The following is a 15,273-nucleotide window of genomic DNA, read 5'->3' on the forward strand; positions in this document are numbered from 1 at the left end:
TCCCTGCGGATGGTGGTGAATCGTAACGTATGTTACGATAACGTCCGGTATGGTTTCGGGAAGATCGCTGGTCAATCCCGACCGTTATGAGAAGAGCGAGGCAAGGTGAGTTATGGGACGTCACCGCGAGTTCGATGTGGATCACGCGCTGGATGCGGCACTTGGCGTGTTCTGGAGCAAGGGCTACGAGGGCGCGTCGTACGCCGATCTGACGCAGGCCACGGGTGTCCAACGCCCTGCGCTTTACTCCGCGTTCGGCAACAAGGAGGACTTGTTCCGTCGAGCGCTTGAGCGCTATTACGAGCACTACCTAGGTTTTTTCAAGGCGGCGCTGGAGCGGCCGACCTCGCGAGAAGTGGCAACATGCATTCTGAAGGGCACGGCCGAACTCAATACGCGTTATCCGGATCGCAAAGGGTGTCTGGGCGTCCACGGTGCGCTCGCGGTCTCGAACGATTCGGAAGCCGTCCGCCGCGCGGTCATCGAGGCGCGGGCGGACGGAGAAGCATCGCTGCGCGAGCGGCTCGAACGGGCGCAGCTTGAAGGGGACTTGCCGGAGACTGCCAACTGTGCCGCGCTAGCGGCGTATGTGTGCGCCGTCGCCCACGGCATGGCTGTTCAGGCGAAGGCCGGCTTCAGTCGTGCCATGCTTGAGGCTGTTGCCGAGCAGGCGCTCTCGATGTGGCCTGCCGGCGCGCGTAGTGCCCGAAAACGCAAATCATCTTCTGCCACCTGACTTCCTTCGACACGATGCCACGACGCACGAAGGCGAGACTAATGACGCATGCGTTGTTCACGTCGCGAACGTTGTGAATAGTCGTGCAGGTTCGGCAAGAGCGGGGCGGCCTCGCAGGCCTTCGTTTCCAACTTGATCTCTCCGCGCGCGGTCGATACAGACGCGACACACACGGCGGCGGCCCGCCACATCGGCGGGCCTTCACGGAACAAAACCGCGGGAATGTCAGAAGCGATGGGTCATGCCGATGGCGACAAGCGTTTGAGATGCATCAGGCTCCGTCACTGAAATACCCGGCCAGCTCATCGTCGAACTGCCATTGTTCTTGATGTAGCCCGCCCGCGCGTAAAAGCTGGTCCGCTTCGACACATTGTGGTCGACGCCCACCTGGAAGCCGACTGCATTGTCGTGCACGCCGCGCACGTCGCGCTCGACAACTGCGAGTTGGACTTCGTCGGCGTCCGTGGCCTGGATCGTCGCACCTAACTCGCCGTAGCTCAGAGCGTGTCCTGCGCCGAGGAGCGCCGCCATCGACCCAGGCGCAGCATCTTTGGGGCGCGCATACGAGTAGTTAAACTGAAGTTTCACTATGCCGATCTGATACGCCAGTGCGCCGCTAAAATGCTCAGTCCCGAGCAGGTTAAGCGAGCGCGGCAGACCCGCAATGGTCTCCACGCCGGAATGCTGGTTCAGGTAAGCCACGGCTGCGTAAAGGCCGGCGCCTTGCCAGGTCAGCGCGACATCGATCATATTCCCCGATGTGGTCGGGATTGGCTGCGTAGCCGTCGCTGCGAAACCATACATGGCATAAAGCTTCGCGCCTGCAACGTTGGGCGACTGATAGAAAATCGTATTGCTGATCCGTCCCGGCGCATACTGAACCGCGAGCGTACGACGGTCGGAGGCCGCGGCGAGATCGGCCGCCGAAAGCGGCGAGAGTACTTCGTTGCCACGGAACGGGTCGGTTGGATAAACGGCCCAGAAGCTCGGCTGATACTGACGACCGAAGCTAAGCGTGCCGTACTTGTCCTGCTGCAGCCCTATCCATGCCTGGCGATAGAAAAGGGTGGTGGTATCGGCGAAGGATGCACCGTTGTTGATGTTGAAACCGCTTTCCAGGTCGAACACGGCCTTCAACCCGCCGCCCAGATCCTCCTTGCCTCTGAAGCCGACCATCGAACCCGTTGAGCCGCCGCTTCGCTGGGAAACCGAACTCGCTCCCCCCTTGTTCAGGTACTGGAAGAACGTGTCTGCCACCCCGTACAACGTCACACTCGACTGCGCGGCGGCGCTGCCCGCCGCGAGCGCCAAGCTGGTGGTGAAAATGCCCTTGCTAATAAAACGCATGCATGTCTCCTCTATGTTTATGCCGCATCGACAGACGCGGGTAAGGCAAAATCAGGTGGGCTTCTCTTGATTGTTGAAGCCGGTCACTTCATTTCAAAATCACCACATCTCATTTTATTAAAAGGAATCCTTATCAAAATGGACGCTCGTTGCCTGGTGAAGGCCGGGTGCTGCACCATCGAATTAACGCGGATTACGATTGGAAGCGGAAAGGGACATTTGGATCACGGCGCGCCGCGCGCCGTGACGATTAACGCGTTCCGCACTCGATATCGAAGGTGGTGGCGTTCAGATAGGCGTTTTCGACAATATGCCGGACGAGGCCCGCAAATTCTTCGGGTTTGCCCATGCGTTGGGGAAACAGCAGCTTGCCGACGATCGTCTCGGACACCTTCGGCGGCATGCCTGCCGACATACCCGACTCGAACAGACCCGGTGCGATCGACAGCACGCGAATGCCGTGCTCGGCAAGATCGCGCGCAACCGGAATCGTCATGCCGATCACGCCGGCCTTGCTTGCGCTGTAGGCCGCCTGTCCCATCTGACCTTGACGCGCCGCGCCCGATGCGGTGTTGATGATTACGCCGCGTTCGCCGTTTTCTTCGGGCTCATTCGCTGTCATCGCGAGCGCCGCATGACGCAGCACGTTGAAGGTGCCGGTGAGGTTCACCGACAGCACACGGTGCCACAGATCGGACGGGAAAAGCTGTCCTTTGGAGATCGTCTTGGACGGCCCGAGAATGCCTGCGCAATTGACCGCGACGTGCACGGTTCCGTACGTGCGCACGACCGTAGCGATACCTTCCTTGACGCTTTCTTCATTCGCCACGTCGACCGCGACGCCCTTGATATCGGGCCCGAGCGCTTCTCCGAGCTTCGCGCCGTCGAGATCGAAGCCCACCACCTTGGCGCCCGCTGCCGCAAGCACCTTGCAGGTGGCGAGGCCGAGGCCAGATGCCGCGCCGGTGACGACTGCAACCTTGTTCTGCAGATTCATGTTCTTGCCCTGTTCCTGGTTTGATGTCTAAGAATGAAGCGATCAAGCGCGGACGTCACACCGCGCGCCACTGACCTGCCCAGTACCTGCCGCGAATCTCACGTTTGAGCACCTTGCCGACCGCGCTGCGTGGCAGGTCTTCCCAGAACTCGAAAGTCTTCGGCGTTTTCACGCTGCCGAGTTCGCGTTTGCATAGCTCGGTAAGTTGTTCCGTGCCGACATGTTCGCCGTTCTTCAACTGGACAATGGCCTTGACCGCCTCGCCCCATTTCTCATCCGGCACGCCGATTACCGCGCAATCGAGAACAGCGGGGTGCGAGTTGATGACCGCCTCGATTTCGCCCGGAAAGACGTTGAAGCCCCCGCTGACGATCATGTCCTTCTTGCGATCGACCACGGTGATGAACCCGCGCTTATCCTTGATACCGATGTCGGACGTGTGATGCCAGCCGAACTGTGACACTTGTGCCGTTTCCTCGGGATTCTTGTAGTAGCCGAGCATGACAGTCGTGGAGCGCACGACGATTTCCCCCTTTTCTCCGGGGCCGACGATGTTGCCGGCGTCGTCCATGATTTCGACACACGCAAACTGCGCGGCCTTTCCCGCGGATTGCAGCGCGACTTCATCGAAGGTGCCATCAGTCAGCAGATAGTCGGACGGCCGTTTGACGACTACGGGAAAGCCGCACTCGCTCTGCCCATAGACTTCGTAGATCACCGGCCCGAGGCGGCGGACAGCCTCCTTCATTTTTTCCGGGGCAATAGGCGCTGCGCCGACGGCGAGGCAGCGTAGCGACGAAAGATCGGCGCCCGCCATCGCGGGATCGCTCAACAGTGCGTAGACGACCGTGGGCGGCAGGAACAAATGCGTGATACGTTCTTCAGCGATCGTGCGCAGGACCACCTTGGGGTCGAACGAGGGCAGCACGACGGTGCAGCCATTGCGGATCGCCGCGGCCAGCGTGAGCATGCACGCGGCGTGCGTGAGCGGCGCCACAGCCAGCACGCGCGAGTCCCGATTAATGTTCAGTTCGGAGAAAACCGCGATCAGCCCCATTTCGAGCGAGCGATTGTCATGCAGCGCGCCTTTCGACGGTCCCGTCGTTCCGCCGGTCGGCTGCAGCAGCGCATGTTGATTGGGGTTTTCCGGCGGCGCGACGAACGGGTCACGATGATTCGGCATCCAGCTGTCGAGCGACTCGCCATGTTCCGACGGCTGGTCAATACAGATGAACCTGCAACCAGCCGCGAGGCCGGCTTTCAGCGCAGGCACGATGTGGGCGTATGCGCTGTGAAAGAAAACCAGCTCGCAATCGGCGAACGCAAGCACGGCCGCATTGGTTTCCACCGTATTGCGTGTGTGGACCGAAACCCAGGCCATGTCCGCGCGGTTGATCGCCAACTGCAGCAGGCTGACCCGGTAGTCGTTCGGTGCGTAGATCGCCGCATGTGCGCCGGGCCTCAGCGAAGGCTCGAGCGTGAGCGCGTGCGCGGCGGCATGGACGAACTTCTGTGCCTCGGCGAACGTGATGCGCGTCGTTCCATCGACGAATGCCTCGCGGTCCGGATGCCGGGACACAGCCGAATCGAAGTAATCAGCAAGACGCATATCAGTCTCCTTGAGTCGACGTAGCCGTGCTCGGCGGCTACCTTTTCATTCATGATAGGCGGCGGCAGCGGCTTCTTGCCCGCCGCCAGCTCAGCCTCCTGAAGGAGGCCGCTGCGGTGCGCTCGCCCGTGATGCCCTAGCGCGCCAGAATCGTGATGCAGGCCACCGCTTCCTCGAGTCCATACAGGCCGCCGCCGTTTTCCGCGACCGCGAACCGCGCGTTATCCACCTGACGCGGGCCGGCTTCGCCGCGCAGTTGCGTGACGAGCTCATGCACCTGTCCGAGGCCCGTCGCGCCCACCGGGTGTCCTTTTGATTCCAGACCGCCGGACGGGTTGACCGGGATCCGGCCGCCGATTGACGTTTCGCCGCGCTCGGAGATCGGGCCGCCGTCGCCGAAGTCGCAGAACCCGAGATTCTCGATCTGTACGATCTCACCCATTGCGGTCGCGTCATGCACCTCCGCCACCGACACGTCCTTCGGACCGATGCCGGCCAGCTCGTATGCGCGGCGCGAAGCCTGCACGGTGACGTGCTGCTCGATGTCGTCGGGCGAGCGGTCCGTGCCGCACTGGACCACCGAAGCCAGCACGCGGATCGCGCGCTTCGGATCGATGTTCAGACGCTTGAGCGCGTCGGCGGTGCACAGGATGGCAGCAGCAGCGCCGTCGGATACCGGCGAGCACATCGGTAGCGTGAACGGGTACGTAATGGGCGGCGCGGCCAGCACTTCCTCCACGGTGTAAGCGACCCGGTATTGCGACAGTGGGTTGTGTACCGAGTGACGGTGGTTCTTCGCCGACACGGCGGCGATCTGGCGCTGCGTGGTGCCGAAGCGTTTCATGTGCGCGCGGGAGAACGCCGCGTAGACGTCCATGAACACGCTATAGGGCTTCGGCGACGTCGATCCTGCCGGAATCTCGACGCCTTCGCCAATGCGCAACAACTCCGCGTGAATTTCTTTGGCTCGCGAAACGTCGAGTGCGCTATCGAATACGGAGAACATGCGCTCACGGTCTTCCGAAAACATTTTTTCGGCGCCCACAGCCAGCGCAACGTCTCCGGCGCCCGAGCGCAGATGGTTGACCGCCAGCACGAATGCACTGCTGCCGCTCGCGCATGCATTCTCGACATTCACGACCGGAATGCCGCCGATGCCCATGTCGCGCAGCGCGATTTCGCCACGAATCATGTGCTGGCCGTCCATATGACCTTGTGATGCATTGCCGTAGAACGCCGCTTCCAGAGCGCTCTTTTCGATGCCCGCGTCCTTGAGCGCCGCTTGGGTGGCGTTGCGTACCAACGATTTAATGCTCTGGTCGAGTAGCCTGCCGAACGGCGTCATGCCGACGCCAACCACATAGATATCTTTCATTTCAATTCCCATGCTGTTTGAGGATAGGCACATCCAATGAATCAAATTCTACTTGGGAGTAAAAATATAGTCGATAAGGTAGAAGTCCATGTTTACCCGGCTGCCCGTGCGTTGACGGCTTGCGTGAGCAACTCGGCGTCATGCTCGCCGACGGCGGGCACCGCGCGCGTAGGTCCGGGATGTACGCCGCCGAATACGAGTGGCTGCGCTACGTGCCAGGCGCGACGGCCGCCGCGTTCGTCGACCTCGCGGAACATGCCGCGGGCGCGAAAGTGCGGGTCATTCACGACTTCGTCGAGACTGTTCACCGGCCCCCAGGGCACGCCTGCCAGATCGAGCAGCGGCGCCCATTGAGCGCGCGGCTTGCGGCGCAGCGCTTCGGCAATGCGGGCGCGAAGTTCAGCTTCGCGCGGTGCGCGCTCCGCGTTTGTCACGTGCGCGATATCGGTGAGGCCGAGAAGCTCGCATAGCGGAGCCCAGAACCAGTCTTCGTGCGCGATCGACAGCGTCAGCAAAAGCTCGTCCTCGCAGCGGAACACGCCGTAAGCAGGCTGGGCATTGATTTCAGCCATGCCGAGGCGTCCGCCGTTCATCGCCGGCGAAAGAAACACGCTCATCCACGATACGAGGCCGTCGGTCATCGACACGTCGACGTACTGGCCGAGGCCGGTGCGGGTACGCTCGAGCAGGGCGGCAAGACAGCCCGTGACGGCGAACATCGCCGCGGAGAGGTCGCCGATTGCAAGTTCAGGCGGCGCTTCTATCTGGCCGCTGGCAGCCTGGCGGTGCAACAGGCCTGCGATTGCCTGATAAGACAGATCGTGCGCGGGGCGGTCGCGATACGGTCCGTTCTGGCCGAAACCCGAGATCGACAGATAGACGATGCGCGGATTGAGCTTCGCGACATCGTCGTAGCCGAAGCCGAGGCGGGCCATCGTGCCGGGACGGAAACCTTCCATCAACACGTCCGCGGAAGCGATCAGTTCGCGCAGTGCTGCGCGTCCCGCGTCGGTTTTCAGATCGACGCCGACCGAGCGTTTGCCGCGGTTGAGTGCGGCGTGAAAGTCGGGCAACTGTCGGGCCGGGTCGCCAGCCGGCGGCCGCTCGACCACGATCACGTCGGCGCCCAGATCGGCCATCACGAGCGTGGCGAACGGGCCGGGATACTGTTCAGCAAGGCTGAGGATGCGTACACCCTCCAAAGGCAAACTCATAGGTGTCTCCTGTCATGCAAGATGTTTGGTACTGCGATCCAGCGGGTCGCGTGAAGACTGTGCATGCGCCGCGCTGTCGTCGCGCGTGTCGCGCTGTTGAGGCGCTATATTGGCATAGTTTCTACCGATGAGTTAGTATTGATACGCAATATTAAAATCAAGCCCGGACATCCAGCGCCGGGCAAGCGAACCGAGACTCTTTCAGGAGGAAGACACCATGCAGGAATTGCCCGTTATCGCCGAGGTACGGCACGGAGCGATGTGGATCACACTGAATCGCCCCGCAGCGATGAATGCGATTACGCCCGACGTGGTTCGGGGAATCGAACAGGCGCTCGACGAAGCCGCGAAACGGGACGACGCGCGTGTGGTCGTGTTGACCGGCGCGGGCCGCGCGTTTTGCGCCGGCGCTGATCTGAAATTTGTACGTGGCGAGCGCGATGGCGACCAGCCGGGCGCAAGCCGCTTCCTCGACGCGCTGCTCGCGCTGCTGAACCGTCTCGAACGTTTCCCCCGGCCGGTGATTGCCGCCGTGAACGGCATGGCGCTCGCGGGCGGCCTTGAACTGGTGCTGTGCTGCGACCTTGTGATCGCGGCGAGGTCGGCCCGCTTTGGCGACGCGCATGCGAATTACGGTCTGCTGCCCGGCGGCGGCGGCTCGGTTCGCCTGCCGCGCAAGATCGGCGTGACGCGCGCGAAATATCTGATGTACACGGGCGAATTCGTCTCAGCCGGGTCGATGGAGTCGGCGGGACTTGTCAATCAGGTCGTCGAGGACGCGCAGCTTGGCGAGGCGGTTGACGCGCTTGTGAAGACGATAGCCGCGAAGAGTCCGCTCGGCTTGAGCCGGATGAAGGCGCTTGTGAATGACGGTATCGAGCAGCCCGCCGAGGTGGCGCTGCGCCAGGAACTGCTGATGACCGCGCTCCACGAACACAGCGACGACATCCGCGAGGGACTTGCCGCGTTCCAGGAAAAACGTGCGCCTCAGTTCACCGGCCGCTGATTCGCCCCGGTGGCCGCTTGCGCGCGCGTGAGCGGCCACCTGTACTTACTTGATGGAGACCAGATCGGTCACGGAAGTCGATTCGACTCACTACAAGGTGGTGCCGAATCCGCTGGGACGTTATGCGCTAAACCGCCAGTCGCGTGTGCAGCCCAACGCGGACGGCTCTGTCACGCTCGCGTTCGGTCCTGTGCGTCCTGACAGTGTCCCTGAATCGAACTGGTTGCCCACGCAGCCTGGTACGAACTACAACCTGACGTTCCGGCTATATGGCCCGGTGGCTGGCGCGGCGGCGGAACAGTATTTCCCGCCCCCGCTAGTCGGGCAGCGTTGAGTCGACTTTCGGAGGAATCATTCATGCGCAAACTGCTTTCGAGTTCATTCCAGTTGTTCGCGGCATTCGCGTTTGCACTGCTTGCGTTGGGCGGGTGCGAAACCGGCCGCGTGCCGGTTGTTACGCAAGCCGCAGGGGCCGGCCCCGCAGCGGCGAGCGGCGCGGTCCGCACGGACGAAGCGCCTGTTATACCGGCCTCGCCCATGACCGAGGCTTATGCGCGCATGGTCGCGCGCAATACCTACTTCTGGGCGTGGCCGATGGTCAACGCCTATAACCGCCGTCTTGCATTCACCCGCGCGCCGGCGCCTGGGCTCGTCGGCGGGATCATGCCGATTGCCCCGCTCAACCGTCTCGCGATGCTGACCGGTTACGTGGACCCCGCAGAGCGGCTGGTCGCGTGCCCGAATCAGGACGTTGTGTACGGCGCGGGCGTCGCGGCGCTCGACGAGAGCCCGGTCGTGATCCAGGTTCCGGATTTCGGCAAGCGTTTCTGGGTCTATCAGATTGTCGATCTGCGCACCGACAGCGTCGCCAACCTCGGGTCGATGTACGACACGAAACCCGGCTTCTATCTGCTGGCGGGCCCGGACTGGCACGGCGCGGTGCCGGAGGGTATCGCGCAGGTGATTCGCTCGGGCACCCGCACGGCATTTGTCGTGCCGCGCGTTTTTCAGACCGACACGCCGCAGGACAACGCGGCCATCCAGCCGTTGCTGAACCGCATCGACATGTATCCGCTGGCGATGTTTGACGGCGTGTTCAAACAGCACGACTGGAAAAAGTTGCCCGCGTTTCCGATGCCGGCTCACGAGGGTGCCAGTCCCGGCGAAGCGCGTTGGGTGTTTCCGGAGCGCTTCTTCGACGGCTTGCCTGCGGTACTGGCCGACGCCCCACCCATGCCGGGTGAAGAGGCACGCTACTCGGAAGCGCTTGCGGTGATCGCGGCGGCGCGGCGCAATCCGTCGCTCAAGGCCGCGATAATCGACGAAGCGACGCGCGCGGACAAGGATCTCGTCGACCCCTTGCTTCAGTTCCGCAACTTTGGCATACCACTCGCACATCACTGGACGACGCAACGCAACGGCGGGCGCTTCGGCACTGACTATTTGACCCGGACCGCTGTCGCGCGCTCCAATATTTTCGTCAACAAGCCGGAGGAGGCGACGTACTTCTATCTGGACCTCGATGCAGCCGGCGAGCGGCTCAATGCGCACAACCGGTATGCGATCACGTTCGCGAAGGGACAGTGGCCGCCGGTGCAGGGCTTCTGGTCGCTGACGCTGTATGACGCATATCACTTCTTCGTGCCGAACCCGCTTGGCCGTTATGCAATCGGTACGCGCAATACGGATCTCAGGCCGAACCCGGATGGCTCGCTGACCGTGTACATTCAGTCCGAGCCGCCTGCCGATCCAGCACAACGGGCGAACTGGCTGCCAGCGCCGCACGACGGGGATTTTTCTTTGATGATGCGAGCATATTGGCCCGCAGCGGCGATCACGGCGGGTCACTGGACTCCGCCTGCCGCGCAGCGGATTCAGTGAGCGTGTACGCGTCGTGTCGAGGGAAGGCGCGACGCGAATACACGGCTCACTGCCGGCACATGCATACGCGCGGTCCAGCGCGTGCACGTCTCGTGGCGGCGTTCGGAACGTCTAGGCTGCTTCGGTGGTGGTCTTGCGCGGACGAGGGCGGGCCTTCGCGGATCCAGCCGCGAGCCCGCGTGACATGAAGTTGACGAACACCTCTGCGATCGCCTCCGGGCCGTAGCCGCCCTCCGGATTGAACCAGTTCGGAATCCAGTTGATCGAGCCCATCAGCCAGGCCACGGCCAGTTTCGGCTCGCAAGGCGCGACGGAACCGTCTTCGATGCCCTCCTGGATATATTCCCGGATACGCAGATCGAAAGCACGGCGGCGCTTGCGAACGATTTCCTGGTGCTCCGGCAGCATGTCGTCGAGCGAGGACACGAACGCGTGCGAAATGAAATCCTCTGTCACTAGTACTACAAACCGGCCGATGGTCCGTTCGAGCTTGTCAAGCCCGGTCTTGCCATGCTGACCTTCCTCCAGGGCGACGTCACCCATGTCGAGCGCGAGTTTCTGCGTTTCGAACAGTAGTTCGCGCTTGCCCTTCACGTAGTAGTACAGCGCTGCCTTGGTGACGTTTAGCGCCTCGGCCACTTCGTCGAGCGACGTGTTGTGAAACCCCTTCGCCTTGAATGCCCGGCCGGCCTCGCGGATTAAAGCGGTTTTCTTCAGCTTTTGCAGGTCTTCGCGCGAAGGCAGCGCGTCTTTCCACCGCGCGGAAGACTCTTTCGATTTTCGGGTGCCAGTAGATTTGCGCGCAGTCGAGGTCATGGTCAAGATGCCGTCATTTGTTAAATGAATCTTACCATGCGGTCGAACCGGCGGTGATGACGCTGGAACTCAACTGGAAATGCACTGCGAAGCACCGTACTGTCACCTGCCAGGGCCCGGCCGAAAGAGCAGGAAAGTTTTCAGGTTGACAATGTGACGACGAAGAATAACAATTTACTCATGAGTAGAAAAAATAATCCCCCGCGTAAATAAGCAGCGGGCCACCAGGCGGTTGCGACGTTGCGGAGCGAGAATTCAGAACGGCGATCGACGCACCCGGAATAAGGAGACACCCATGGCAGACAAATCCACAGCATTTCTCACTGAGCAACAGATCATGATTCGCGACTCGGCGCGCCGCATCGCCGCGGAGGTGATCGCACCGACCGCCGCGGAGCGGGACCGCACGTCCGCGTGGCCGCACGCCGAACTGAAGCAGTTGGCCGAGCTTGGCTTTCTCGGCATGCTGGTGCCGGAAGAGTACGGTGGGGTGGGGGCGGGCGTCGTCGAATTTTGCCTTGCCCAGTACGAGTTCGCCGGCGCCGATGCGGGGCTCGCCACGATTTTGCACGTGCATAACTTCACGGCGCTGTGCATCTCGATCCACGGCACTGAGGAGCAAAAGCGTGGCTATCTGCCGGCCATGGCGCGGGGCGAGTCGATCGGCGCGTTCCTGCTGAGCGAGCCGCAAGCCGGTTCCGACACCGCCGCACTGCGCGCCACGGGCCGCCGCGACGGCGACCACTACATTCTCGACGGAGCGAAGCAGTTCATCTCGAACGGCAGCGAAGCGGGCGTTGCGATCGCCTTCGTGTTGACCGACAAGGACGCGGGCAAGCGCGGCGCGAGTACTTTTATCATTGACCCGAAACAGCCGGGCTACACCGTCACTCGCATCGAGAGCAAGCTTGGCCAGCACACGGCGCATACGGCCGCGATTTCACTCGAAGGCTACCGCGTGCCGTGCGAGAACCTGCTGCGCGCCGAAGGCGAAGGCTATCGCCTCGTCATGTCCGGTTTGTCGGACGGGCGCATCGGCATCGCGTTTATCGCGGCCGGCGTCGCACGCGCTGCGCTCGACGCCGCTGTCGCCTATGCAAAGGATCGCGAAGCCTATGGCCGCCCGATCGCGGAACTGCAGGGTGTGAGTTTCGATCTCGCCGATATGGCCGCGCAGGTCGAGATCGCCTATCAGTACGCGCTGCATGCCGCGCGTCTGTGCGGGGAAGGTATCGAATGTTCGAAGGAGGCATCGATCGCCAAGCTGTTCGCGAGCGAGATTGCTGAAAAGGTTTGCTCGGACGCGATCCAGATTCATGGCGGCTACGGCTATCTGACAGACTTCCCAGTCGAGCGCTATAGCCGCGATGTGCGTGTCTGCAAGATCTACGAAGGCACGAGCCATGTCCAGAAGTTGATCATCGCGCGCAGCCTGATGTGAAACCGGCGCCGAGCCGCATAAAGTACGCCGCTAGCGTTAGACCCGATTGGCATAGTTGTGTCGATTGGGGTCTTTTCCAATGTAATCCGGGCCAAGCGCAATCGTCGCGTTTGGCCTTCGCTTCTAACATCCAGTTCACACAACAAGCGCTATAACGCCAGAAAAAGTGACGGAGACATGATGTACGCAACCCGGTCTTTGCATCGCGCGGTGCAGCAATATCCCGAGCGGGTCGCCACGCGCTTGGCGGGGCGCGCGCGATGTTTCCGCGAGTTCGTCCATCGCGTGGCGCAACTCACCGGCGCGCTACAGCAACTGGGTATGCAGGAAGGCGATCGCGTCGCCATGAATTTCCTTTCAACCGATTTATCGCGGAGCACACCATGAGTCGAGACGTGTACGTAACCGGCATCGGCATGATTCCGTTCACCAAGCCGGGCGCGAACGAACCTTATCCGCAGATGGCCGCCCGGGCCACAAACGCCGGGCTGGCCGATGCAGGCATCGGCTATGCGCAGGTGCAGCAGTGCTATGTGGGCTACGTGTACGGCGATTCAACCGCAGGTCAGCGCGCGCTCTACAACGTGGGCATGACCGGCGTGCCGGTCATCAACGTGAACAACAACTGTTCGACTGGCTCGACGGCGCTTTATCTCGCACGTCAGGCGGTGGCGAGCGGCGCTGCGGAATGCGTGCTCGCGCTCGGCTTCGAGCAGATGAATCCCGGCGCGCTCGGCACGATCTTCAAGGACCGTCCGTCGCCGTTCGACCATTTCGACGCGATTTCCGAAGATCTCGTCGGCGCGTCAGACGTGCCGCCGGCCTTGCGCTATTTCGGCGGTGCGGGACTTGCGCACATGAAGCAGTACGGCACGAAGCTCTCGACGTTCGCGAAAATCCGCGCTAAAGCAAGCCGCCACGCGGCTAATAATCCGCTCGCGGTATTCCGCAACGTTGTCACCGAAGACGAGGTAATGGCCTCGCCGATGCTGTGGGAAGGGGTGATGACGCGTCTGATGGCATGCCCGCCGACCAGCGGCGCTGCCGCGGCGATTGTCTGCTCGGAACAGTTCGCGCAGAAGCATGGCCTGAACCGCAAGGTGAAGATCGCCGCGCAGGCAATGACCACCGATTTCGCCGCCACCTTCGAGAACCGCGACATGCGCCTGATCGCAGGTGCCGGCATGACGCAGGCGGCGGCGCGCCAGGTGTACGAGCAGGCGGGTATCGGCCCACAGGACATTGACGTGGTCGAACTTCACGACTGTTTTGCGCACAACGAGCTGCTCACTTACGAGGCGCTCGGTCTGTGCGCTGAGGGCGAGGCGGAAAAGTTCGTCGTCGATGGCGACAACACGTATGGCGGCAAGTTCGTGACCAACCCGTCGGGCGGGCTGCTGTCGAAGGGGCATCCGCTCGGCGCTACCGGCATTGCGCAATGCGTGGAGCTGGTCCAACAGCTGCGCGGCGCGGCCGAGGCGCGCCAGGTGCCCAGCGCGAGGCTCGGGTTGCAACACAACGTCGGGCTGGGCGGCGCGTGCGTCGTGACCTTGTACGAGCGCGTCTGAGCGCGCGCTGCCGCTTCGAATAATCTCATCTTGATTCCTCAACAGGAGTAACGTCCGATGGACTTTCGACCGGACACGGGCCTCGACGCCTTTCGCCAGCAGGTCCGCGCGTTCCTGCGTGAGAACCTGCCGGCCGAGCTGGCCGGCTCGCAGCACGGCGTGCGTTCGCCGCACGCCGATCTCGTGCGCTGGCAACGCATTCTCAACCAGCACGGTTGGGGCGCGCCCTACTGGGCGGCGGACCATGGCGGCACCGGCTGGACCGCGCAACAGCGCCTGGTTTTCGACGAGGAGTGCGCGGCGGCGGGCGCGCCGACCCAGGACGTGTTTGGCCAACGCCTGCTCGGCCCCGTGCTGAATCACTTCGGCACGGCGGCGCAGAAAGCTGAACATTTGCCGCCGATCTTCGACGGCGACCGTCTGTGGTGCCAAGGATTTTCCGAGCCTGGCTCCGGTTCCGATCTCGCTTCGCTGCGCATGCAGGCCGTACGCGAAGGCGACCACTACGTCGTGAACGGGCAGAAGATCTGGACCAGTTATGCGCATCAGGCGGACTGGATCTTCATGCTGGTGCGCACGGACACGTCCGTGAAAAAGCAGGCCGGCATCAGCTTCCTGCTCGCCGATATGAAAACGCCGGGTATCACAGTGCGCCCCATTCTGACGATCGACGGCTGTCATCACCTGAACGAGACGTTCTTCGACAACGTGCGTGTGCCGGTGGTCAACTGTGTCGGAGGCGAGGGCGCGGGGTGGGCCGTCACGAAGTTTCTGCTCAACAACGAGCATGCGGCGACGGCGGATCTGCCGACGCTCGTACGCTTTCGGCGGCAGTTGCGCAAGCTCGCCACCACGCTGGTGGTGGAGGGCAAGCCGCTGATCGAACGGCCTGAATTCGCGCAACGGCTCGCGCGTCTCGAAGCCGAATTGCAAGCCATTGGCATGCTGGTGCAGCGCGTCGCGGCAATGGAGGAAGACCATAGTCCTGGCGCTCATGTCCTGGGCTCGATGCTCAAGATTCGCGGCACCGAACTCCAGCAGCGCATGAGCGAGTTTCTGGTCGAGTCACTGGGCCACTACGGGGCATATGCCTATGCAGAAGCTGACGCGCATGTCGGGTCCGGTGCGACGCACGACGCATTGCCGATGCCAGCTCCGGGCCTAGGGCCGGGTATTGCCAGCGAAATGTTTTTTCGACGTGCGTCGACGATTTACGGCGGCACGAGCGAGGTTCAGCGCGGAATCATTGCCAAGCTGATGTTTCAACTCTGACGCGACAGATC

At 62.3% G+C, this 15,273-nt stretch carries 14 protein-coding genes; 8 read left to right on the forward strand and 6 right to left on the reverse strand.

Going from position 1 to position 15,273, the window contains the following annotated elements:
* Window positions 1–136: 136 nt before the first annotated feature.
* Window positions 137–736, forward strand: coding sequence for a TetR/AcrR family transcriptional regulator (locus B0G71_RS34160; RefSeq protein ID WP_241974861.1), 600 nt, complete (start codon window positions 137–139; stop codon window positions 734–736).
* A gap of 225 nt (window positions 737–961) precedes the next feature.
* On the opposite strand, the gene B0G71_RS34165 is transcribed toward B0G71_RS34160, so the two are convergent.
* From B0G71_RS34165 to B0G71_RS34185, 5 genes are all read right to left on the reverse strand, one after another.
* Entirely contained in the window at window positions 962–2,083 is a 1,122-nt protein-coding gene (locus B0G71_RS34165) for a porin (RefSeq protein WP_116147477.1), read from the reverse strand.
* A gap of 250 nt (window positions 2,084–2,333) precedes the next feature.
* Window positions 2,334–3,080, reverse strand: coding sequence for an SDR family NAD(P)-dependent oxidoreductase (locus B0G71_RS34170; RefSeq protein WP_116147479.1), 747 nt, complete (start codon window positions 3,078–3,080; stop codon window positions 2,334–2,336).
* Window positions 3,081–3,135: 55 nt separating this feature from the next.
* Window positions 3,136–4,689 carry a class I adenylate-forming enzyme family protein gene (locus B0G71_RS34175; protein ID WP_116147481.1) on the reverse strand — a complete coding sequence of 518 codons (1,554 nt, stop codon included), beginning with the start codon at window positions 4,687–4,689 and terminating at the stop codon, window positions 3,136–3,138.
* Window positions 4,690–4,825: 136 nt separating this feature from the next.
* A complete protein-coding gene (locus tag B0G71_RS34180) occupies window positions 4,826–6,064 on the reverse strand; it encodes a thiolase family protein (RefSeq protein ID WP_116147483.1) in 1,239 nt (412 codons plus the stop codon).
* A gap of 92 nt (window positions 6,065–6,156) precedes the next feature.
* Window positions 6,157–7,278, reverse strand: a complete 1,122-nt coding sequence (locus B0G71_RS34185) for a CaiB/BaiF CoA-transferase family protein (protein ID WP_116147485.1) — start codon at window positions 7,276–7,278, stop codon at window positions 6,157–6,159.
* A gap of 217 nt (window positions 7,279–7,495) precedes the next feature.
* Between B0G71_RS34185 and B0G71_RS34190 the strand changes: the two genes are divergently transcribed.
* The 3 genes from B0G71_RS34190 to B0G71_RS34200 are packed head-to-tail and all read left to right on the forward strand — an operon-like array spanning window position 7,496 to window position 10,165.
* Complete coding sequence (locus B0G71_RS34190) at window positions 7,496–8,284, forward strand: enoyl-CoA hydratase/isomerase family protein (RefSeq protein WP_116147487.1); 789 nt, start codon at window positions 7,496–7,498, stop codon at window positions 8,282–8,284.
* A gap of 52 nt (window positions 8,285–8,336) precedes the next feature.
* Entirely contained in the window at window positions 8,337–8,618 is a 282-nt protein-coding gene (locus B0G71_RS34195; protein ID WP_116147489.1) for a DUF1214 domain-containing protein, read from the forward strand.
* A gap of 23 nt (window positions 8,619–8,641) precedes the next feature.
* A complete protein-coding gene (locus B0G71_RS34200; protein ID WP_116147491.1) occupies window positions 8,642–10,165 on the forward strand; it encodes a DUF1254 domain-containing protein in 1,524 nt (507 codons plus the stop codon).
* A 111-nt stretch (window positions 10,166–10,276) separates the two neighbouring features.
* Here B0G71_RS34200 and B0G71_RS34205 read toward each other — a convergent pair whose 3' ends face one another.
* Window positions 10,277–10,981, reverse strand: coding sequence for a TetR/AcrR family transcriptional regulator (locus tag B0G71_RS34205; protein WP_116147493.1), 705 nt, complete (start codon window positions 10,979–10,981; stop codon window positions 10,277–10,279).
* A 295-nt stretch (window positions 10,982–11,276) separates the two neighbouring features.
* On the opposite strand from B0G71_RS34205, the gene B0G71_RS34210 reads away from it, so the two are divergent.
* From B0G71_RS34210 to B0G71_RS34225, 4 genes are read left to right on the forward strand one after another with little or no spacing between them, the layout of a single operon-like run.
* Window positions 11,277–12,422 (forward strand): acyl-CoA dehydrogenase family protein, encoded by a 1,146-nt coding sequence (locus tag B0G71_RS34210; protein ID WP_116147495.1) that lies wholly within the window; start codon window positions 11,277–11,279, stop codon window positions 12,420–12,422.
* A 57-nt stretch (window positions 12,423–12,479) separates the two neighbouring features.
* Window positions 12,480–12,809, forward strand: a complete 330-nt coding sequence (locus B0G71_RS41565; RefSeq protein WP_181916868.1) for a hypothetical protein — start codon at window positions 12,480–12,482, stop codon at window positions 12,807–12,809.
* A complete protein-coding gene (locus B0G71_RS34220) occupies window positions 12,806–13,990 on the forward strand; it encodes a lipid-transfer protein (RefSeq protein ID WP_116147499.1) in 1,185 nt (394 codons plus the stop codon). Before B0G71_RS41565 ends, B0G71_RS34220 begins: the two co-directional genes overlap by 4 nt.
* A gap of 57 nt (window positions 13,991–14,047) precedes the next feature.
* On the forward strand, window positions 14,048–15,262 hold the full coding sequence (locus B0G71_RS34225) for an acyl-CoA dehydrogenase family protein (RefSeq protein WP_116147501.1): 1,215 nt from the start codon (window positions 14,048–14,050) through the stop codon (window positions 15,260–15,262).
* Window positions 15,263–15,273: the final 11 nt, after the last annotated feature.

The sequence above is a fragment of the Paraburkholderia sp. BL27I4N3 genome (assembly GCF_003386115.1).
In the GTDB taxonomy this organism is placed as follows: domain Bacteria; phylum Pseudomonadota; class Gammaproteobacteria; order Burkholderiales; family Burkholderiaceae; genus Paraburkholderia.